Origin of the sequence: Pseudomonas putida (assembly GCF_028682175.1) — a bacterium.
GTDB lineage: Bacteria > Pseudomonadota > Gammaproteobacteria > Pseudomonadales > Pseudomonadaceae > Aquipseudomonas > Aquipseudomonas putida_AD.
Window position 1 is genome coordinate 38,171 of record NZ_JANHKS010000035.1, and the last position, 21,833, is coordinate 60,003.

The 21,833-nt window shown below is 62.0% G+C and carries 8 protein-coding genes; 4 read left to right on the plus strand and 4 right to left on the minus strand.

Annotated features, from left to right (window positions below; genetic code table 11):
- Positions 1–2,739 (minus strand): magnesium-translocating P-type ATPase, encoded by a 2,739-nt coding sequence (mgtA, locus tag NPS29_RS21050; protein WP_274134886.1) that lies wholly within the window; start codon positions 2,737–2,739, stop codon positions 1–3.
- A 622-nt stretch (positions 2,740–3,361) separates the two neighbouring features.
- On the opposite strand from mgtA, the gene NPS29_RS21055 reads away from it, so the two are divergent.
- The 3 genes from NPS29_RS21055 (at position 3,362) to NPS29_RS21065 (ending at position 7,783) form a co-directional block, all read left to right on the plus strand.
- A complete protein-coding gene (locus NPS29_RS21055) occupies positions 3,362–4,378 on the plus strand; it encodes a class I SAM-dependent rRNA methyltransferase (protein ID WP_274134870.1) in 1,017 nt (338 codons plus the stop codon).
- 111 nt (positions 4,379–4,489) lie between these two features.
- Entirely contained in the window at positions 4,490–7,465 is a 2,976-nt protein-coding gene (locus tag NPS29_RS21060; protein WP_274134871.1) for a DUF748 domain-containing protein, read from the plus strand.
- A 36-nt stretch (positions 7,466–7,501) separates the two neighbouring features.
- Entirely contained in the window at positions 7,502–7,783 is a 282-nt protein-coding gene (locus tag NPS29_RS21065) for a DUF2845 domain-containing protein (protein WP_274134873.1), read from the plus strand.
- A 313-nt stretch (positions 7,784–8,096) separates the two neighbouring features.
- Here NPS29_RS21065 and NPS29_RS21070 read toward each other — a convergent pair whose 3' ends face one another.
- The 3 genes from NPS29_RS21070 to NPS29_RS21080 are packed head-to-tail and all read right to left on the minus strand — an operon-like array spanning position 8,097 to position 13,022.
- Positions 8,097–9,470 (minus strand): HlyD family type I secretion periplasmic adaptor subunit, encoded by a 1,374-nt coding sequence (locus NPS29_RS21070; protein WP_274134875.1) that lies wholly within the window; start codon positions 9,468–9,470, stop codon positions 8,097–8,099.
- Complete coding sequence (locus NPS29_RS21075; protein WP_274134876.1) at positions 9,460–11,613, minus strand: type I secretion system permease/ATPase; 2,154 nt, start codon at positions 11,611–11,613, stop codon at positions 9,460–9,462. The genes NPS29_RS21070 and NPS29_RS21075 overlap by 11 nt, the downstream gene beginning before the upstream one ends.
- A 59-nt stretch (positions 11,614–11,672) precedes the next feature.
- The gene (locus NPS29_RS21080) at positions 11,673–13,022 is read right to left on the minus strand and encodes a TolC family outer membrane protein (RefSeq protein ID WP_274134878.1); all 1,350 of its coding nucleotides are present in this window, start codon (positions 13,020–13,022) and stop codon (positions 11,673–11,675) included.
- Between the two features lie 402 nt (positions 13,023–13,424).
- On the opposite strand from NPS29_RS21080, the gene NPS29_RS21085 reads away from it, so the two are divergent.
- Positions 13,425–21,833 (plus strand): retention module-containing protein (locus NPS29_RS21085; RefSeq protein ID WP_274134880.1); only part of this gene is annotated, 8,409 nt, incomplete at its 3' end.

Genomic DNA, 21,833 nt, shown 5'->3' on the forward strand with positions numbered 1-21,833 from the left:
TCACTGCCACCCAAACTTCCTGACGTAGAACCCCTTCACCGCCTGAGTCAGCCCCACATACGCCAGCAGAATCACCGGCAGGATGACGAAGTACAGCGGTGGCAATGCCTGCAACTTGAAGTAGTGCGCCAGCGGCCCCATCGGCAGGAAGATCCCGACGGCCATGATCACCCCTGTCATCACCATCAACGGCATCGCGGCCCGGCTTTGCAGGAACGGGATTTTCGGGGTGCGGATCATGTGCACGATCAGCGTCTGGGTCAGCAGTCCCACCACGAACCAGCCCGACTGGAACAGGGTTTGATGCTCCGGTGTATTGGCGCCGAACACGTACCACATCACCGCAAAGGTGGTGATGTCGAAGATCGAGCTGATCGGCCCGAAGAACATCATGAAACGCCCCACGTCCGCAGGCTGCCAGCGTTGCGGTTTTTTCAGCAGTTCCTCGTCCACGTTATCGAACGGAATGGCGATCTGCGAAATGTCGTACAGCAGGTTCTGCACCAGCAGATGCATCGGCAGCATTGGCAGGAACGGGATGAACGCACTGGCCACCAGTACCGAGAACACGTTGCCGAAGTTGGAGCTGGCGGTCATCTTGATGTACTTGAGCATGTTGGCGAAGGTGCGACGCCCTTCCAGCACGCCCTCCTCCAGCACCATCAGGCTTTTTTCCAGCAGGATGATGTCCGCCGCTTCCTTGGCGATGTCCACCGCGCTGTCCACTGAAATCCCGATATCGGCGGTGCGCAGCGCTGGCGCGTCGTTGATGCCATCACCCATGAAGCCCACCACGTGGCCGTTGGCCTTGAGCAGCCGCACGATGCGTTCCTTGTGGGAAGGCGTCAGCTTGGCGAACACGTTGGTGGTTTCCACGGCCACAGCCAGCTCGGCATCGCTCATGCGTTCAACATCGCCCCCCAGCAACAGGCCCTGACGTTCCAGGCCCACTTCGCGGCAGATCTTGGCGGTGACGCGCTCGTTGTCGCCAGTCAGCACCTTGACCGCCACACCATGTTCGGCCAGTGCCTTGAGCGCAGGCGCGGTGCTTTCCTTGGGCGGATCGAGAAACGCCACGTAACCGATCAGGGTCAGGTCGCTTTCGTCGGCCAGACCATAGGTGTCCCGCCCGGCTTCCATTGCACGAGCGGCGACAGCGACGACACGCAAGCCTTCGTCGTTGAACTCGGCCGTGACCTGCACAATGCGCTCCAGCAGTTCAGGGGTCAGCGCTTCATCGACCTCGCCATGGCGCACGCGATTGCAGGCGCCAAGCACCTCTTCCAGGGCGCCCTTGCAGATCAGCAGATGCGGCTGGCCTTGCTCCTGAACCACCACCGACATGCGCCGACGGGTGAAGTCGAACGGTACTTCATCGACCTTGCTGAACGCCGTACCGACTTGCAGCTCGCGATGAATTTCAACGTGTTCCAGCACCGCCACATCCAGCAGGTTTTTCAGGCCGGTCTGGTAGTAGCTGTTCAGGTAGGCCATTTCCAGCACGTCATCGGACTCATCGCCCCACACATCGACGTGGCGCGCCAGAAAGATCTTGTCCTGGGTCAGGGTGCCGGTCTTGTCGGTGCACAGCACGTCCATGGCGCCGAAGTTCTGGATCGCGTCCAGGCGTTTGACGATGACTTTCTTGCGCGACAGGAACACCGCGCCCTTGGCCAGCGTCGAGGTGACGATCATCGGCAGCATTTCCGGGGTCAGGCCTACGGCGATGGACAGCGCGAACAGCAGTGCCTCCATCCAGTCACCCTTGGTGAAGCCATTGATGAACAGCACCAGCGGCGCCATGACGAACATGAAACGGATCAGCAGCCAACTGACCTTGTTGACCCCGGCCTGAAACGAAGTCGGCGCGCGGTCGGTGGCGCTGACACGCTGGGCCAGGGCACCGAAGTACGTCTGGTTGCCGGTGGCCAGGATCACCCCGGTGGCGGCACCCGACACCACGTTGGTGCCCATGAACAGGATGTTTTCCAGGTCCAGCGGGTTGCCGGTGTCGACCTCCTGACGGCGGGAGAATTTTTCCACCGGCATTGATTCACCGGTCATGGCTGCCTGGCTGACGAACAGGTCCTTGGCGCTGAGCACGCGGCAGTCGGCGGGAATCATGTCACCGGCCGAAAGCACGATCAGATCGCCCGGCACCAACTGCTTGATCGGCAGTTCGACGCGGTGCTGTTTGCCGTTGGTGTGAGCGTCGCCCTGGGATGATTCGTGGTGACGCAGCACGGTCGCGGTGTTGCTGACCATGGCCTTGAGTGCATCGGCCGCCTGGTTGGAGCGGGTTTCCTGCCAGAAACGCAGCAGGGTCGAGAGCACCACCATGGAGAAAATCACGGTGGCGGCCTTCATGTCCTCGGTCAGCCAGGAAATGAACGCGAGCAGGGTCAGCAGCAGGTTGAACGGGTTTTTGTAGCAGTGCCACAGGTGCACCCACCATGGCAGCGGCTGCTCGTGTTCGACTTCGTTGAGGCCGTGCTGTTGACGCAGCTCAAGAGCCTGCTCTTCGGTCAGGCCGTCAGGATGGCTGCCCAGGCGGGAAAGCAATTCGGGCACTTCGCTCCCGGCGCCACGGGTCAGGGTCTGCGCCAAGGTTGGCGGCACTTCGCGGCTGACCGTGGCATCGGTCAGGCTGTCGAGCATCGCCAGGCGGCGGAAATGCCGGGCAATGTGGCGAGTGCGCAGAAAGCCTGCGAAGAACTCTTTCAGGAGTGCGAACTTCAAATCGAAGAGTTTCATGGTGTTGTCCCCTGGTCTAAAGGGCTACTACTCAAGAGACTCAGGCAGGCACGGCCGACCGCTCGCGCGCAGTTCACAAGGAACGGCGCACGACAGGCTGACCCGCACGGCCAGAAAAGACCGCGCGCGTTCGTTACGCTATGAGGCGTCAGGGAAAGGACAGAAGCCCGGTCCGGTCGGACGGGGCGGCACTGCCGTTTCTCGCGTTTGTCGGCGAGATAACGGCAGTGAAAAGACTGCGCGTTATCTTGCCGAGGATTGGCCGGTCATCGAAACCGGCTGACGTCTGTCACTCGAACAAGTACCCACTGTGGGTCTCCGCATCTGTTGAAAACGGGCGAAGAATACGCCCGGCTTTTTAGAGAGTAAACCGCTGTTACAGGTCTGCCAGGACAATTGCGCAGGGCTTCAGGAAAGGTTCAGGAATGGCGCCAGGACCCGTAGGAGCGCGCTTGCCCGCGACGGCGATAAACCTGCGATGACGATGTTGTCTGACACACCGCCATCGCGGGCAAGCGCGCTCCTACAGGCCATGTGTGGACCGCAACACCGGCAATAACCAAACTGCTAGAATGGCGCGCCTTATTCCTGCCCCAAGGCGCCGAGCATGTCTTCCTTGAATCAGGCGCTCAGCGTCGCCCTCGACAACCGTCAATCTCTGCTCGCCGAGCTGCACGCCCAAGGCACTGACTGCTATCGCCTGTTTCACGGCAGTCAGGAAGGCGCGGGCGGGCTGACCATCGACCGTTACGGCCCTCAGTTGCTGGTGCAGACCTTCCACAGCACCCTGGACCGCGAATCGCTGCTGGCCGCCCACGCTGCGATCAATGCCCGGCTGGGGCTGGACTTGATGCTGGTCTACAACGACCGCTCCCAGGGCAATTCGCGGATCGATCGTACAGACCCTGTCTATCAAGCCGACGATGCCGCGCTGGTCGATCTGGTCGGCCATGAGTGGGGCCTGAATTATCGCGTGCGCGGCCGCCATGCCGGGCAGGATCCGCTGTTGTTTCTGGACCTGCGCAACGCGCGCGGCTGGGTCAAGGACCACGCCAAAGGCAAGAGTGTGCTCAACCTGTTCGCCTACACCTGTGGCGTCGGCTTGAGTGCGGCGGCCAGTGGCGCCAGTGAGGTGTGCAACCTGGACTTCGCCGAGGGCAACCTGGCGGTGGGTCGGGAAAACGGCGAACTGAACCCGCAACTGCCAACCATGCAGTTCATCCAGTCGGATTACTTCCCGGCGATTCGCCAACTGGCCGGCTTGCCGATTGCGTCCCGTCGCGGTCAGAAACTACCCAGCTACACGCGCCTTGAGCAGCGCCAGTTCGACCTGGTGCTGCTCGATCCGCCCGCCTGGGCCAAGAGTGCGTTCGGCACGGTCGACCTGCTGCGCGACTATCAGAGCCTGCTCAAGCCGGCGTTGCTGACCACAGCCGAGAACGGCGTGCTGATCTGCTGCAACAACCTGGCAAAGGTTTCCATGGACGACTGGCGCGATCAGGTCCTGCGCTGCGCCAGCAAGATTGGCCGGCCGGTCCGCGATTGCCAGGTGCTTACGCCGGGCGCCGACTTTCCGTCGCAGGACCAACAGCCGCCGCTCAAGACCTTGATCTTGCAACTCTGAGCACTCACAAGCCGCGAGGAAATTTCCCACAAGGTTTGAGGGTGTAGCGTCTGGAACCAGATTGGCGTGCCATACTCAAAGGCACCTCATATCGAGAGAGTTGGCGACTACATGCCCAAAGGATTGAAACGCGCCATTGGCGCCTTGCTGGCCGTCTTCGCCATCTACAGCATGCTGGGCTTCTTCATTTTGCCCGGCATCGCCCTGCGGGTGATCAACCAGCAACTGGCGCAATATTCCACCGAGCCTGCAAAACTCGAGCGCCTGGAGCTCAACCCCTACACACTGGAGGTGACGCTCTGGGGCCTGAACATCGGCGCACCGGGCAAGGAGCAGATCGGTTTCGAACGGCTCTACGCGAACCTGCAGATCGACAGCCTGTGGACCAAGGCGCTGCATCTGGCGGCCGTGCACCTGGACAAACCCAAGACCGAGGTGCTGTTTTCCAAGGACGGCAAACTCAACCTTGCCGGCCTGTTCAAACTGCCTGCGAGCGAACCCACCAAGCCTGACGAGCCGCCTGCCAAACCCTTCCCGCTACGCATCGACGCCATCAGGCTGGCCGACGGTTACGTGCACTTCCAGGACCTGCGCCCAAGCGAGCCCATCGAGTTTCTCTACGACGCGCTCAACTTCGACCTGAAGAACCTCAGCACCCTGCCCGAAGACAACGCCGACATGACCCTGGTAGCCGCAGGCCCTGCGGGGGGGCAGATCGACTGGGTGGGCCGTATCAGCCTGGTGCCGATCTCCTCGGAGGGCACGCTGAAAATCACCGACGGCAAGATGAAAGCCTGGTGGCCTTACGTGCGCGACGCCCTGCCCCTGGTGCTCAAGGATGGCGTGCTGAGCCTCGAAACCCATTACAAGCTCAACCTGGCCAAGGAAACCGAACTGCTGCTGGACAAGACTTCACTGAAGGTCGCGCCCTTCGCCATCGACGCGCCGGACGGCCGCCCGTTGGCGCGCCTGAAGAATCTTGAAGTCAGCGACACCTCGATCGACCTCGCCAGGCAGTTGGTCACTGTCGGCAAGATTCGCAGTCAGGGCCTGGAAACCTGGGCCGCGCGGGAAGCCGATGGCGAACTGGACTGGCAGAAACTGTTTGCCAGCCAGCCGTCGAAATCCGAGCAGAAAAAAGCCGAGACCGAGAAAAAGCAGCCAGCCACCGCCAGCGGTGCCGAAACGACTGCCAGCCAGCCGGCAGCGCCGAGCAAGCCCTGGCAGGTGCTGTTGCGCGACATCCAACTGCGCGATTACCGCATTCATCTGGCAGACAAGGCGCCCAAGGAGCCGGTGGCATTGGAGGTCGGCCCGCTCAACCTGGACATGACCGGCTTCGACAGCCTCAACAAGTCACCTTTCAACATCAAGCTCGACACGGGCCTGGGCAAGCAGGGCAAGGTCACCGCAGAAGGCCAGGTCAACCTCGCGCCGGTGTGGACCAAACTCAACGTCACCACCCGCGACATCGACCTGCGGGTGGCGCAATCCTATGTCACGCCGTTCATTCGCCTTGAAGTGCGCAGCGGCATGCTCAATTCCGATCTGGCCGTTGACCTGAAAAGCACCGAGCCGCTGGCGCTGGGCATCACCGGCAAGGCGCAGGTCGATCAGTTGCACACGCTCGATACCCTCAAGTCCCGGGACTTCGTCAAATGGCAGCGCCTGAATGTCGATGGCCTGAACTTCCAGCTCGGCGACAGTCTGAGCATTGCGACGATCAACCTCGACCAGCCCTACGCCCGCTTCATGATCGCCGAAGACCGCACCACCAACATCGACGACCTGTTGATTCCGCAACCGGCCGATGGTGCGCCGGCCCCCGCGACGAAAGTGAAACCGGCTGCGCAGACCAAGACGGCACAAACTGCGGACAAACCGATGGGCATACACATCGGTCAGGTCAACATCAACAACGGCTCGGCCAATTTCGCCGACTTCAGTCTCACCCCCAACTTCGCCACGGCGGTGCAACAGCTCAACGGTACCATCGGCACCCTGGATAACCGCCAGGACAAACCGGCGCCTGTGGATATCAAGGGCAAGGTCGACCGCTATGCGCCTGTCACCATCAAGGGCGCGCTCAACCCGTTCAACCCGCTGGCCAGCCTGGACATCGCCACCAGCTTCAAGCGTGTCGAACTGACCACCCTCACCCCCTACTCCGGCAAGTTTGCGGGGTATCGCATTCGCAAGGGCCGGTTGAACCTGGACCTGCATTACCTGATCACCAAAGGTCAGCTAAAGGCCGAGAACAAGGTGGTGGTCGAGCAACTGCAACTCGGTGAGAAAGTCGACAGCCCCGACGCGGTGAACCTGCCGCTGAAACTGGCGATTGCCCTGCTCAAGGACGTCGATGGCAAGATTTCCATCGAGCTGCCTGTGACCGGGGACCTGAACAATCCGCAATTCAGCGTGATGCCCATTGTCTGGCAGACGCTGCGCAACCTGATCGTCAAGGCTGCGGCCGCACCCTTCAAGCTGATTGGCGGGCTCATCAGTGGCGGTGGCTCGGAAGACTTGGGCACGGTGGCCTTCGCGGCGGGCTCCGATGAGCTGAGCCCGGAGGCGCAGGCGTCGCTGGACAAACTCGCCCAGGCCCTGCAGAAACGCCCGACGCTGCGGCTGGAAATCGAAGGGACCAGCGCCGAGGCCAGCGATGGTCCGCTGATTGCCCAGCAGCGGCTGGAGCGTGAGTACCAGAGCACGTATTACAAGATCCTGCAGCGTCGTGGCGACAAGGTTCCGGCCCAGGCGGCGGACCTGAAGGTGCCTGACGATGAAAAAGCGCCGATGCTGGACGGGATCTATCGTACCCGGCTCAAGCAGCAGCCACCGGCCGAGTGGGTCGATCTTGGCAAGGAAGAGCGCCAGAACAAACTGCGCGAGGCGGTGCTCAAATCCTGGAGTTCCAGCGCCCTGCTGCTGCGCCAGCTCGGCCAGGCCCGTGCCGGCAGCATCAAGGACTATCTGGTGGACAAGGGACAATTGGCCGATGACCGGGTCTATTTCGTCGATGCCGCCCTCGGCCAACCGGAAAAAGACGGCCGCGTCATCAGCCCCCTGCATCTGGACAGCGAGTAACGACACTTGAAAAGCGTTTTGACAAGATGCATCGCGATGATCGGCCTCGCCGCACTGAGCGACCTGAGCCAGGCGGACACCTTGCGTTGTGGCAGCCAGCTGATCAGCGCTGGCGACCGAATGTTCGAAGTGCAGCAGAAATGCGGCCAGCCGATCAGCCAGGACATCATCGGCTACAAAGAGACGGTGAACCACTTCCGCCAGGTCGATCAGGTGCAGGTTCAGGAATGGATCTACGGCCCGAACAACGGGATGTATCAGTACCTGCGGTTCGAGGGTGGACGGTTGATAAGGATCGACAGCAAGCGCGGTAAGTGATCCGGGAGGCGCGACCGACACCGGATATCGGATCACCTATAAAACCGTAGCAGTCCGGCTTGCCGGCGATGGCGATCTCGAAGGCGCCCCCGCCGGCAAGCCGTGCTGCTACGGGGACCGCGCCGAGTCCGGGATATCGGATCGCCCGCACAATACGGCTTGCTGGCGATGGCGGTTTCGATGGCGCCATCGCCGGCGAGCCGGACTGCTACGGGGACCGCGTCGAGCCCCGGGTTCAGGATTGTTCGCGGAACCGTAGCAGCACGGCTTGCCGGCGGGGCGATTTTGGGTGCGCCGCCGGCGGGTCTGGCGATCAGCGCTCGTGCAGGGCTTCGGCGCGGGCCTTGAGGACGGGCTTGAGCAGGTAGCTGAGGATGGTCTTCTTGCCGGTGATGATGTCCACCGAGGCAACCATGCCCGGGATGATCAGCAACGGATGATCGTCAGTACCCAGGTGGCTACGGTCGGTACGCAGCTTGATGACATAGAACGTGTTCTTCTTCTCTTCATCCTGAATGGTGTCAGCGCCGATCTGTTCCAGCTTGCCTTTGAGGCCACCGTAAATGGTGTAGTCATAGGCGGTGAACTTGATCATCGCTTCCTGGCCCGGATGCAGGAACGCAATGTCCTGCGGACGAATGCGTGCTTCCACCAGCAGCGTGTCATCCAGCGGCACGATTTCGGCGATGTCGCTGCCCGGCTGGATCACACCACCCACGGTGTTGACCAGCATCTGCTTGACGATACCGCGCACCGGCGAGGTGACCATGGTGCGGTTGACCCGGTCTTCCAGGCCCTTGGCCGTGGACTGCGCCTTGGACAGGTTGGTACGGGCTTCGTTGAGCTGAGTCAGAGCGTCACTGCGGAACTTGCCGCGAGTCTCGTCGATCTTGCGCTGAACCTCGGCGATGGCCGCCTGGGCCCGAGGGATCGCCAGGGTAGTGCCGTCCAGCTGGCCGCGGGTTTCAACTTCGGAGCGCTTGAGCCGCAGGATATCCACCGGCGATACCGCACCCTGAGCCACCAGTGGCTCGGACATGCCGATCTCCTGACGCAACAGGTTCAGGCTGTTGCGGTACTGCTCCTGCTTGGAGCCGAACTCGCGCAGTTCCTGCTGGCGCTGAATCAGTTGCTGTTGCAGGCCGCCCACTTCGTCCACCAGTTGCTGACGACGGCTCTGATACAGCGACTCTTCGTTGGCCGCCTGCTTGGGCGCGGACTTGCGAGCTTCCGGGCTGATGTTCAGCGGACGGTCATCGACCTCGGCACTCAGACGCTCGACGCGCAGCTCCATGGCCACGCGATCAGCTTCGGTTTCGCCGACGTTGGATGCAAAGCGCGTGTCGTCCAGGCGAATCAACGGTGCGCCAGCTTCCACGATCTCGCCGTCACGGGCGTAGATCTGCGCGACAATGCCGCCCTCAAGGTTCTGGATTTTCTGGATCTTGGTCGAAGGAATCGCCTTGCCTTCACCCTTGGTCACTTCGTCGATCACCGCGAAGTTGGCCCACAGCACCAGGAACACGAAAAACAGGATGACCGACCAGATGGTGATACGCACGATACGCGGTGCGTCATCGACCAGGGCTTTCTTGACTTCGGGCATCGGCTGGCCGTCGAGCGATGGCGAGCCCTTGAAGTAGCCGAAGATACCGCCGCCGGAGTTTGGACCCGATTTAAGCAACACTGATCTGCCCCTTCTTCAACGCTTCCATCACGGCGGCTTTCGGACCGTCGGCAAGAATCTGGCCACGGTCGATCACCAACAGGCGGTCCACCAGAGAGAGCAACGAGGCCCGGTGTGTCACAAGAATCACGGTCTTTTTCTCGATAACGGCTTGCAGACGCTGCTTGAGGCGCTCTTCACCGGTGTTGTCCATGGCGCTGGTCGGTTCGTCCAGCAGCAGAATCGGCGGGTTGAGCAACAGCGCACGGGCCAGGGCGACGTTCTGACGCTGGCCACCGGACAGGTTCTGGCCACGCTCGCCCACTTGCAGGTCGTAACCGAGCGGATGCAGGCGGGCAAATTCGTGCACGCCGGCAAGTTCGGCGGCTTGCAGGACCATCTCGTCATCGACGTAACGGGCGCCCGAAACCAGGTTGTCGCGCAGGGTACCAGCCAGCAGCTGGATATCCTGAGCGACGTAACCGACGTTGTGGCGTAGTTCGCTGACGTCGATCTGGCGGATGTCCACACCGTCGACCAGCAGCGAGCCTTCATCCTGTTGATACAGGCCGACCAGCAGCTTGGCCAGGGAGCTTTTGCCTGAACCGCTGCGGCCGATGATGCCGACCTTCTCGCCCGGACGAATCACCAGGTTGATGTTCTTGAGGGCCAGTTGTTCCTGGTTCGGGTAGGTGAAATCGACCCCGCGGAATTCCATCGCGCCCTGCAGGACCTGACGGCTGAGTGGACGCTCCTCGAAGTTGCGCTCTTGCGGCAGCTCCATCATCTGGTCCACCGAAACCATGGTCACCTTGGCTTGCTGGTAACGGGTCAGCAGACCGGACAACTGCGCCAGCGGGCCCAGCGCGCGGCCACTGAGCATGTAGCACGCCACCAGGCCGCCCATGCTGAGGTTGCCGTCGATGATCATGTAGACGCCGAAGCAGATCATGGCCACGCCAGCCAGTTGCTGGATAAGCAGGGTCAGGTTCATGGCCAGGCCAGACAGAATCTTGACTCGCAGCTCAAGACGGCTGAGGGTGCCGATGGTCTGTTCCCAGTGGTACTGACGCTCGCTCTCGGCGTTGTTGACCTTGACCGCATCGAGCCCGGCGAGGGTTTCGATCAGGCTCGACTGGCGCTCGGCGCCCAGCGCCATGGTGCGCTCCAGCGTTGCGGTCAACGGCTTTTGCAGGAAATGGCCAATGCCCAGCGCCAGCGGGAACGCGACGATCGGAATCCACACCAGATGCCCGCCCAGCAGCGCGATCACCAGCAGGATGATCAGGGTGAACGGCAGATCGATGAGGCTGGTCAGGGTCAGCGACGTCAAGAAGTCGCGCATGCCCTGGAACTCATGAATGTTCTGGGCATAGCTGCCGACCCGCGCCGGACGGAACTTCATCGCCATGCCGACGATACGTTCGAACAGGGTCGCGGAAATGATCAGGTCGGTCTTCTTGCCGGCAAGGTCCAGGCACAAGCTGCGCAGGCCCTTGAGCAAGAGGTCGAACAGGTAGGCGCCACAGATACCGGCCGCCAGCACCCACAGGGTTGCGGTGGCCTGGTTGGGCACCACGCGGTCGTAGACGTTCATCACGAACAGCGGTGCAGCCAGCGCGATCAGGTTGATCACGAAGCTGGCAGCGATCGCATCGGCGTACAGCCAGCGCGACAGCTTGAGGGTGTCTTTGAACCAGGAACGCGCGCGAGGAATCAGCGAGCCCATGGTCACGTCAAATTTGTGTTGCGGTTGGGCAAAGAACACTTTGCCACTGTAATCCTTGGCCAGCGCTTCACGCTCGACCGTCACTTCGCCGCCGTCGCTTTCGCTGATCAGCAGCCGTGCAACATCACCATTCCATCCCAGCAGAACGGCGCAGCGGCCTTCTTTAAGGAGAAGCATGGCGGGCAAGGCGATTTCAGGGATCTGTTCCAGCTTGCGGACCAGAAGACGCCCCTGCAAACCGGCGCGAGCCGCAGCACGGGGCAGCAGCTCGGCGCTCAGGCGCTGGTCGGGCAACGGCAGGCCGGTGCTCAACATCGCCCGGCTCGCCGGTTTTTGATGCAAGGCGCAGAGTGTCAGCAGACCATCGAGCAACGGATCATCATGCTGACTACGCGGATCATGACCTAGTAGGGCAGAAGGTAATTCCAAGTCCACGCTGACACTCTCTTTAAGCAATTAAAAGAATCTGGCGCCTGACGCGAGCGCGTCAAGAATCAGTTCATACCCGGCAGTTTGACTGTCGGCTTTATATCATTCTGCACAACCGATGCCAGCGGAGCCACTACGCCCTGACTTTTCAGCAGGGTGCCGATGTCAGCCTGAATGCGGTACTGGGTGTAGGTTTTCAGGCTCTGCAGCTGCACCAGACGCTGTTGCGCGGTGAACAGCTCGTTCTCGCTGTCCAGCAGGTCGAGCAGGGTACGCTCTCCGAGGCTGAATTGCTGCTGATACGACGTACGGACGCTGGTGGCCCGATCAACGTACTGCTGAGCGATAGGCACTTGTTGGGAAGCGTTGTTGTAGGCGTTCCAGGCCAGGCCCAGTTCTTCGTTCAACTGACGCAGTGCGTTGTTGCGGATATCCAGTGCCTGGCTGGCCAGGTAGGACTTGGACGACAGGTCGGCCTTGTTGCTGCCACCGGCATACAGGTTGAACTGCATGCGCACCATCGCTTCCCAGCCATTATTGTGGCCTTCGTCGCCACCGACGTTGTTGTCGGCGTTGCGACCCAGGTCGAAGTCGAAACGTGGGTAGAAAGAGGACTTGGCAGCGTCGTACTGTTTCTCGGCAGCAGCGATGTCAGATTCGGCCGAACGCAGCACAGGGCTGTTCTCGAGCATCTGACGGCGAGCTTCTTCCAGATCCGCCGGCATCAGGGCGAACGGCGCCGGCTTTTCCAGTTGATCAGGCAACTGACCGATGGCGCTCAGGTAGTTGGTCTGGGCGTCGGCCAGGTTGGTCTGCTCGGTGATCAGGTTGTTCTGGGCCTGAGCCAGACGGGCATCGGCCTGATCCATATCTGCCATTCGTCCGACACCGCGGCTGGTGCGCAACTTGATCTGGTCGTAGATACGTTCGTGACTTTTAAGGTTTTCCTGCGCCAGGCGAACCATCTCGCGCTGGGTAAGAACATCGATATAGACCTGCGCAACTGTCAGCGCAGTACGCTCGGAGGTGTTGAGCAAAGAGTAACCGCGCGAGTTTGCGGTGGCTTGTTGACGCCCAACTTCGTTACTTGTCGCAAACCCGTCGAATAGCATTTGACGCAAACGGATGGCAGACTCGCCGCGGTTCAGCGTCTGCCAATGATTGTTGTCATTCTGCGCACGCGTCGTTGGCGTGTCCGAACCCGCTCTGCCGTACCCCGCCGTGACATCCACACGAGGCAGGTAACCACCCTTGGCCGCACGGACTGCATAGTCCTGGGCAATGCGGGCGTTGACGCCTGCCTGCACCTCGGGATGAACGTCCATGGCCTTCTGCATGGCTTCTGGCAAGGTTTGTGCCTGCGCAAAGCCGACGGAGAGAACGAAAGGTACAGCGGTGAGGAGTTGCACTCGCATTTTGTTTACTTCCCGAGAACGTACTTGTTCGAAAACGCAGCATTCACTGCTGCATTGCATGAGAGTCATGAAGGAGATCGGCGGAGTCACGTTGTTCTGAAGGGCGTCTGGGAGCGAACAACCGAAATACACGATCTCAGAAAATATCAATGTGACATTACGGAAGCGATTGTTTAGGATGGCGCGGAATAGGTCAATAGTTTGGCATAAAGTTAATGCCTGACCTTGAAAATAGCAGTTAATAAATTGACGTCAAATAATTAACAATAACTAAATCAAATACTTATTTAATTGACGCCAAAGTTTTGTAGTTACTGAACACCCCAATACGAATCGGCATCCCTTAGTGACCAGTCGGCATGACGGATACCAACTGAACGGTAAACTCGGAGAGTCACCCCCATGAGCAGTGTTGTTGCCATCGTCAAAAGCATTGTTGGCCAAGTAGTCGCAGTTTCCCCGGAAGGGATTCGCCGTGTACTCATCGAGGGTGATCGGCTGCTAGCCGGCGAGCAGGTGCTGACGGGCCCGGAAGGCTCTGTCACGCTGCAATTGCCGGACGGCCGTCAGTTGGACATGGGCCGTGACAGCCAGTGGAGCTCGGAAACCCCGACGTCCACCACCAACATCGCCGAAGCCACCGCACAGGCCGCGCCTTCGGTTGCCGAGCTGCAGCAAGCCATCGCCGCGGGCGCCGACCCGACCAAAGACCTGGAAGCGACCGCAGCGGGCCAGACCACCGGCACCTCGGCCGACGGCGGCAACGCAGGCGGCGGCCACAGCGTGGTGATGCTGACCGAAACCGCAGACGTGGTGAACCCGAACATCGGCTTCAACACCGCAGGCCTGAGCAACAACGCCGTAGCCGGCATTCAGGAAGACGCCGCGGTTCCCCAGCGCGAATCGACCCTGAGCCTGAGCGCCACCTCGACCCTGACCGAAGAAGGCGGCGCGCTGGTATACACCGCCACCGTGACCCAGGCGCCGCTGAGCGACCTGACCATCACGCTGTCCAACGGCTCGCAGATCACCATTGCCGCCGGCCAGACCACCGGTTCCGTCACTGTGCAGATCCCCAACGGCAACACGCCGTACCTGGACGCCCATGACATCACCACCACCATCACCGGCACCACCGGCGGTGCTGGCCTGGTCCTGACCACCAACCCGGCGCCAGCGACGACCACCATCACTGACACCATCGACACCACCGTTGCCACCATCACCGGCAGCACCCAGGTGACCGAAGGCCAGTCGGCGACCTACACCATCAGCCTGAGCAACCCGGCGCAGACCGAAGTCACCATCAACCTGACCTACAGCGGCACCGCTGCCAACGGCACCGATTACACCCAGGTGGTCAGCGTCAAGATTCCGGCCGGTTCGAGCAGCGTCACCTTTGACCTGGCGACCATCAACGACACCATTCCCGAGGGCGTCGAAAACGTCACCGTATCGATTGGCGCCATCACCGGCGGCAACTTCGAAAACGTCGTGGTCAGCGGCACCAACGGCAGCGTGACCACCACCATCATCGACAACGATGCCCTGCCAGTGGTCGACCTCAACGGTGCGGCGGCAGGCACCGACAACCAGGCCACTTTCACCGAAGGCGACAAGGGCGTGGCGATTGCGCCTGACCTTAAAGTCACCGACGTCGACAGCCCGCTGCTGCAAGGCGCCAAGGTCACCCTGACCAACGCCCAGGCAGACGACAGCCTGGTAGTCGGCAGCCCGAACGCGAAAATCACCGTCACCACGACCACCGTCAACGGCCAGATCGTGCTGACCCTGAGCGGCGCAGCCACGTCTGCCGAATACGAAGCCGTGATCAAGTCGATCACCTTCGGCAACAGCAGCGAAAACCCGAGCGCCATCGACCGCAACATCACCGTGACCGTGAACGACGGTCAGAATGATTCGGTTGCAGTCACCAGCACCGTTCACGTCGTACCGGTCAATGATGCGCCGGTCGTGACCGCGCCGACCCAGGTGACGACTGCTGAAGACACCCCGCTGACGTTCTCGGCCGCCAATGGCAATGCCATTTCCATCAAGGACGTCGATGCCAACCCGACTGACGTTCTGAAGATCACTGTCACCGTGACCGGCGGCACGCTGGTCCTGACTGGCGGCGCAACCAGCGATGCCCAGGGCCACCTGACCCTGTCCGGCACGCAGGCACAGATCAACGCCGCACTGGAAGGCGCGACCTTCACGCCGGTACAGGACTCGAACAACACCACCGGCACCGCCGGCCTGTCGATCACCGTCGACGACCAGGGCAACACCGGCACCGGCGGCGCTCTGACCGGCTCGCAGTCCATCAACATCGACGTGACGCCGGTGAACGACGCTCCAGTAGCGGGCATCAGCAACGGCACCGGGGTTGAAGACACCGTCACCACTGGCCAACTGGTCGCCAGCGACGTCGACAAGGGCGACGTGCTGACCTACACCATTGCAGCCAAGGACACCCCGGCCGGCCTGACCCTGAACAGCGCGACCGGCCAGTGGACGCTGGACGCCAGCAATGCCGCTTACCAGCACCTGGCCGCTGGCCAGACCACGACCCTGAACGTACCGTTCACTGTCACCGATGCTGCAGGCGCGACCAGCACCTCGACCTTGACCATCGTCGTTACCGGCACCAACGATGCCCCTGTGGCCCAAGCCAGCACCGGCACTGGCGTGGAAGACACCACCGCCACTGGCCAGTTGCAGGCCAGCGATGTGGACGACAACGACGTCCTGACCTACAGCGTCAAGGATGCCGACAAGCCAGCCGGTTTCACCGTTGACGCCACTGGCAAGTGGACCCTGGACGCCAGCAACGCTGCGTACCAGCACCTGGCTGCCGGCGACACTCTGAACATCAGCGTGCCGTTCACCGTCACCGACAAACTGGGTGCTACCAGCACTTCGACCCTGACCATCACCCTCACCGGCACCAACGATGCGCCAGTGGCGACCGTCAGCACTGTTGCCGTGGATGAAGACAAATCCGTCAGCGGCCAGCTCAACGCGACCGATATCGACGACAACGATGTCCTGACCTACACCGTCACCGACGCCAACAAGCCAGCCGGCTTCACCGTTGACGCCACTGGCAAGTGGACCCTGGATGCCAGCAACGCGGCGTACCAGCACCTGGCCGCCGGACAGACTGCGACCCTGGACATCCCGTTCACCGTTACCGACAAATCGGGCGCCACCAGCACCTCCACCCTGACCATCACCGTTACCGGCACCAACGACGCGCCTGTGGCGACCGTCAGCACTGCTGCCGTAGACGAAGACAAATCCGCCAGCGGCCAGCTGCAAGCGACCGATATCGACGACAACGACGTCCTGACGTACACCGTCACCGACGCCAACAAGCCAGCCGGCTTTACCGTTGACGCCACTGGCAAGTGGACCCTGGATGCCAGCAACGCGGCATACCAGCACCTGGCCGCCGGCCAGACTGCGACCCTGGACATCCCGTTCACCGTCACTGACAAGTCGGGCGCCACCAGCACCTCGACCCTGACCATTACCGTTACCGGCACCAACGATGCGCCTGTGGCGACCGTCAGCACTGCTGCCGTGGACGAAGACAAGTCCGTCAGCGGCCAACTGCAAGCCACTGACATCGACGACAACGATGTCCTGACCTACACGGTCACCGATGCCAACAAGCCAGCCGGCTTCACCGTTGACGCCACTGGCAAGTGGACCCTGGATGCCAGCAACGCGGCATACCAGCACCTGGCCGCCGGCCAGACCGCGACCCTGGACATCCCGTTCACTGTCACCGACAAATCGGGCGCCACCAGCACCTCCACCCTGACCATCACCGTTACCGGCACCAACGACGCGCCTGTGGCGACCGTCAGCACTGCTGCCGTGGACGAAGACAAATCCGTCAGCGGCCAACTGCAAGCGACCGATATCGACGACAACGACGTCCTGACCTACACCGTGACCAACAAGCCAGCCGGCTTTACCGTCAACGATGCAGGCCAGTGGACCCTGGACGCCAGCAACGCTGCGTACCAGCACCTGGCCGCCGGCCAGACTGCGACCCTGGACATTCCGTTCACCGTCACCGACAAGTCGGGCGCCACCAGCACTTCGACCCTGACCATCACCGTCACCGGCACCAACGACGCGCCTGTGGCGACCGTCAGCACTGCCGCCGTGGACGAAGACAAGTCCGTCAGCGGCCAGCTCAACGCGACCGATGTGGACGACAACGACGCCCTGACCTACACCGTCACCGACGCCAACAAGCCAGCCGGCTTTACCGTCAACGATGCAGGCCAGTGGACCCTGGACGCCAGCAACGCTGCGTACCAGCACCTGGCTGCCGGCCAGACCGCGACCCTGGACATTCCGTTCACCGTCACTGACAAGTCGGGCGCCACCAGCACCTCTACCCTGACCATTACCGTTACCGGCACCAACGACGCGCCTGTGGCGACCGTCAGCACCGGCACCGGCGTAGAAGACACCACCACGACTGGCCAACTGCAAGGCAGCGATGTGGATGACGGCGACGTCCTGACCTACAGCGTCAAGGACGCCGACAAACCAGCCGGTTTCAGCGTCAACGACGCGGGCCAGTGGACCCTGGACGCCAGCAATGCGGCGTACCAGCACCTGGCTGCCGGCCAGACCGCGACCTTGGACATCCCGTTCACTGTCACCGACAAGTCGGGCGCAACCAGCACTTCGACCCTGACCATCACCGTCACCGGCACCAACGACGCGCCTGTGGCGACCGTCAGCACTGCTGCTGTGGACGAAGACAAATCCGTCAGCGGCCAACTGCAAGCCACTGACATCGACGACAACGATGTCCTGACCTACACCGTCACCGACGCCAACAAGCCAGCTGGCTTCACGCTGGACAGCGCCACCGGTCAATGGACCCTGGACGCGGGCAATGCGGCCTATCAGCATCTGGCGGCCGGTGAAAAACTGACCATCGATGTGCCGTTCACCGTCACCGACAAGGCCGGTGCGACCAGCACTTCGACCCTGACCCTGACCATCACCGGCACCAACGATGTACCGGTTGCCTCGGCGAGCGTTGGCACCGCCAAGGAAGACACGGGCCTGGCCACCGGACAACTGCTGGCCAGCGATCCGGACAGCACCGACACCCTGACCTACAGCATCAAGGATGCCGACAAGCCGGCCGGCTTCACCCTGGACAGCGCCACCGGCAAGTGGACCCTGGACACCAGCAATGCGGCGTACCAGAACCTGGCCGAGGGCGAGGTCCAGACCATCAAGGTGCCGTTCACCGTCACCGACAATAACAACGCCACCAGCAACGTCGAATACCTGACGCTGACCGTCACCGGCACCAACGATGCACCGGTTGCCCAAGCGGCCACCGTTTCGGCCGTGGAAGACCAGATGACCGGCAGCGGCGTTGTGAGCAACGCCACCAACGGCTCGTCGATGGTCATCACCGTGACCACCACTGAAGCCAACCAGAAGGTCTCCTTCAACTGGAACTTCAGCACCAGTGACTACAAGCCGTACAACGACTTCGCCTTCGTACAGGTCAATGGCAAGCCGGCAACGACGCTGAGCGACATCAATGCGGTCGGCAGCTACGGTTCGTCGGGCAACCAGACGTTCTCGCAAGTCTTCGACAAGCCAGGCACTTATCAGATCGTCGTCGGCGTCGCCAACCAGGGCGACAGCCTGCAGAACTCGACGCTGAACGTGGGCAACGTCACCGGCGCTACCGTGAACTCCGTCGTGACCAACGGCGCGGTCTCGGCCAACGCCGGCAACTATGTGCTGACCACCAGCGGCGAGACCGCCCAGCACATGGCCCAGCAGGTCAACAAGCCGGCGATCCTGTCGGGCGAACTGACCGCAACCGACATCGACCACAACGCCGTGCTGACCTTCAGCCAGACGCCAGGTACGCCTGCCGTTGACGGCTTCACCCTGAACGCTCAGGGCAAGTGGACTTTCGATCCGAGCAACGCCGCTTACCAGAGCCTGGCAGCCGGCGAAGTCAAGACCATCGTCGTCAACTACACCGTGACCGACGAACATGGCGCCACCGACACCAGCACCCTGACCATCAAGCTGACCGGCACCAACGACGCACCGATCGCCTCGGCGACCATTGCTGCCGTGAACGAAGATGCCAGCGTCAGCGGTCAGTTGCAGGCCACTGACATCGACCACAACGACGTCCTGACCTACAGCGTCAAGAACGCTGACAAACCGGCCGGCTTCACCGTTGACTCCACCGGCAAGTGGACTCTGGATGCCAGCAACTCGGCCTACCAGCACCTGGCCGCCGGCCAGACCACCACCTTGAACGTGCCGTTCACCGTCACCGACAAGTCGGGCGCCACCAGCACTTCGACCCTGACCATCACCGTCACCGGCACCAACGACGCACCTGTGGCCTCCGCCAGCAGCGCCCTGGTACTGGAAGACAAGAGCGTCAGCGGCAAGCTGCAAGCCACTGACATCGACGACAACGACGTCCTGACCTACACCGTCACCGATGCCAACAAACCGGCCGGTTTCAGTGTCAACGCTGCTGGCCAGTGGACCCTGGATGCCGGCAATGCGGCCTACCAGCACCTGGCAGCCGGTCAGACGACCGTGCTCAACGTACCGTTCACCGTCACTGACAAGTCGGGCGCGACCAGCACCTCGACCCTGAAAATCACCGTGATCGGCACCAACGATGCACCGATCGCCAAGGCCAGCATCGGCACAGGTCTGGAAGACACCAAGACCACCGGCCAACTGCAGGCCACCGATGTCGACGACAACGATGTCCTGAGCTACAGCGTCAAGACTGCCGACAAGCCAGCGGGCTTCAGCGTCAACGCCGCCGGCCAGTGGACCCTGGATGCCGGTAACGCGGCGTACCAGCACCTGGCCGCAGGCCAGACCACGACCTTGAACGTGCCGTTCACCGTCACCGACAAGCTGGGCGCGAGCAGCACCTCGATCCTGACCATCACCGTCACCGGCACCAACGACGCGCCTGTGGCCAAGGCCAGCACTGCTGCCGTGACCGAAGACAAGTCCGTCAGTGGCCAACTGCAAGCCACCGACGTCGACGACAACGACGTGCTGACCTACACCGTCACCGATGCCAACAAACCGGCCGGTTTCAGTGTCAACGCTGCTGGCCAGTGGACCCTGGACGCCAGCAACGCGGCCTATCAGCACCTGGGTGCCGGCCAGACCACCGTCCTCAACGTACCGTTCACCGTCACTGACAAGTCGGGTGCGACCAGCACTTCGACCCTGAAGATCACTGTCACCGGCACCAACGATGCACCGGTTGCCCAGGTCAGCACCGGCACCGGCGTGGAAGACACCAAGACCACCGGCCAGCTGCAAGCCACCGATGTCGACGACAACGACGTGCTCAGCTACAGCGTCAAGAACGCCGACAAGCCAGCAGGCTTCAGCGTGGATGCCAGCGGCAAGTGGACTCTGGACGCCGGCAACGCGGCTTACCAGCACCTGGCTCAAGGCCAGACCACCACCTTGACCGTGCCGTTCACCGTCACCGACAAGGCAGGCCTGACCAGCACTTCGACCCTGACCATCACCGTCACCGGCACCAACGACGCGCCAGTGGCCAAGGCCAGCAGCGGCACAGGTACTGAAGACACCACCAGCACCGGCCAACTGCAAGCCACCGATGTCGATGACAACGACGTGCTGACCTATAGCGTCAAGGACGCCGACAAGCCAGCCGGTTTCAGCGTCAACGACGCGGGCCAGTGGACCCTGGACGCCAGCAATGCGGCGTACCAGCACCTGGCCGCCGGCCAGACTGCGACCCTGGACATCCCGTTCACCGTCACCGACAAGGCTGGCCTGACCAGTACTTCGACCCTGACCATCACCGTTACCGGCACTAACGACGCGCCAGTGGCGACCGTCAGCACCGCTGCCGTGGACGAAGACAAATCCGTCAGCGGCCAGCTGCAAGCGACCGATATCGACGACAACGACGTCCTGACCTACACCGTCACCGACGCCAACAAGCCAGCGGGCTTCACCGTTGACGCCACTGGCAAGTGGACTCTGGACGCCAGCAACGCTGCCTACCAGCACCTGGCCGCCGGCCAGACTGCGACCCTGGACATTCCGTTCACTGTCACTGACAAATCGGGCGCAACCAGCACTTCGACCCTGACCATCACCGTCACCGGCACCAACGATGCGCCTGTGGCGACCGTCAGCACCGGCACCGGCGTGGAAGACACCACCACGACTGGCCAGTTGCAAGGCAGCGATGTGGATGACGGCGACGTCCTGACCTACAGCGTCAACGATGCCGACAAGCCAGCCGGCTTCAGCGTTGATGCCTCCGGCAAATGGACCCTGGACGCCAGCAATGCGGCCTACCAGCATCTGGGCGCAGGCCAGACCACGACCCTGTCCGTGCCGTTCACCGTCACCGACAAGGCCGGTTTGACCAGCACTTCGACCCTGACCATCACCGTCACCGGCACCAACGACGCGCCGGTTGCCAAGCCCGGCGCCGCTGCCGTGACTGAAGACAAGTCCGTCAGTGGTCAGCTGCAGGCCACCGATGTGGATGACGGCGACGTCCTGACCTACACCGTCAAGGATGCCGACAAGCCTGCCGGCTTCACCCTGGACAGCGCCACCGGCCAATGGACTCTGGACGCCGGCAACCCGGCGTACCAGCACCTGGCAGCGGGCGAAATCGCCACCGTCACCGTGCCGTTCACCGTGACTGACAAGGCGGGTGCCACCAGCACCTCGAACCTGGTCATCACCATCACCGGT

Excerpts from the sequence above, each read along its gene's own strand:
- NPS29_RS21055 (WP_274134870.1), top strand. The coding sequence starts at position 3,362 with ATGTCTTCCTTGAATCAGGCGCTCAGCGTCGCCCTCGACAACCGTCAA.
- NPS29_RS21060 (WP_274134871.1), top strand. The coding sequence starts at position 4,490 with ATGCCCAAAGGATTGAAACGCGCCATTGGCGCCTTGCTGGCCGTCTTC.
- NPS29_RS21065 (WP_274134873.1), top strand. The coding sequence starts at position 7,502 with ATGATCGGCCTCGCCGCACTGAGCGACCTGAGCCAGGCGGACACCTTG.
- NPS29_RS21080 (WP_274134878.1), bottom strand. The coding sequence starts at position 13,022 with ATGCGAGTGCAACTCCTCACCGCTGTACCTTTCGTTCTCTCCGTCGGC.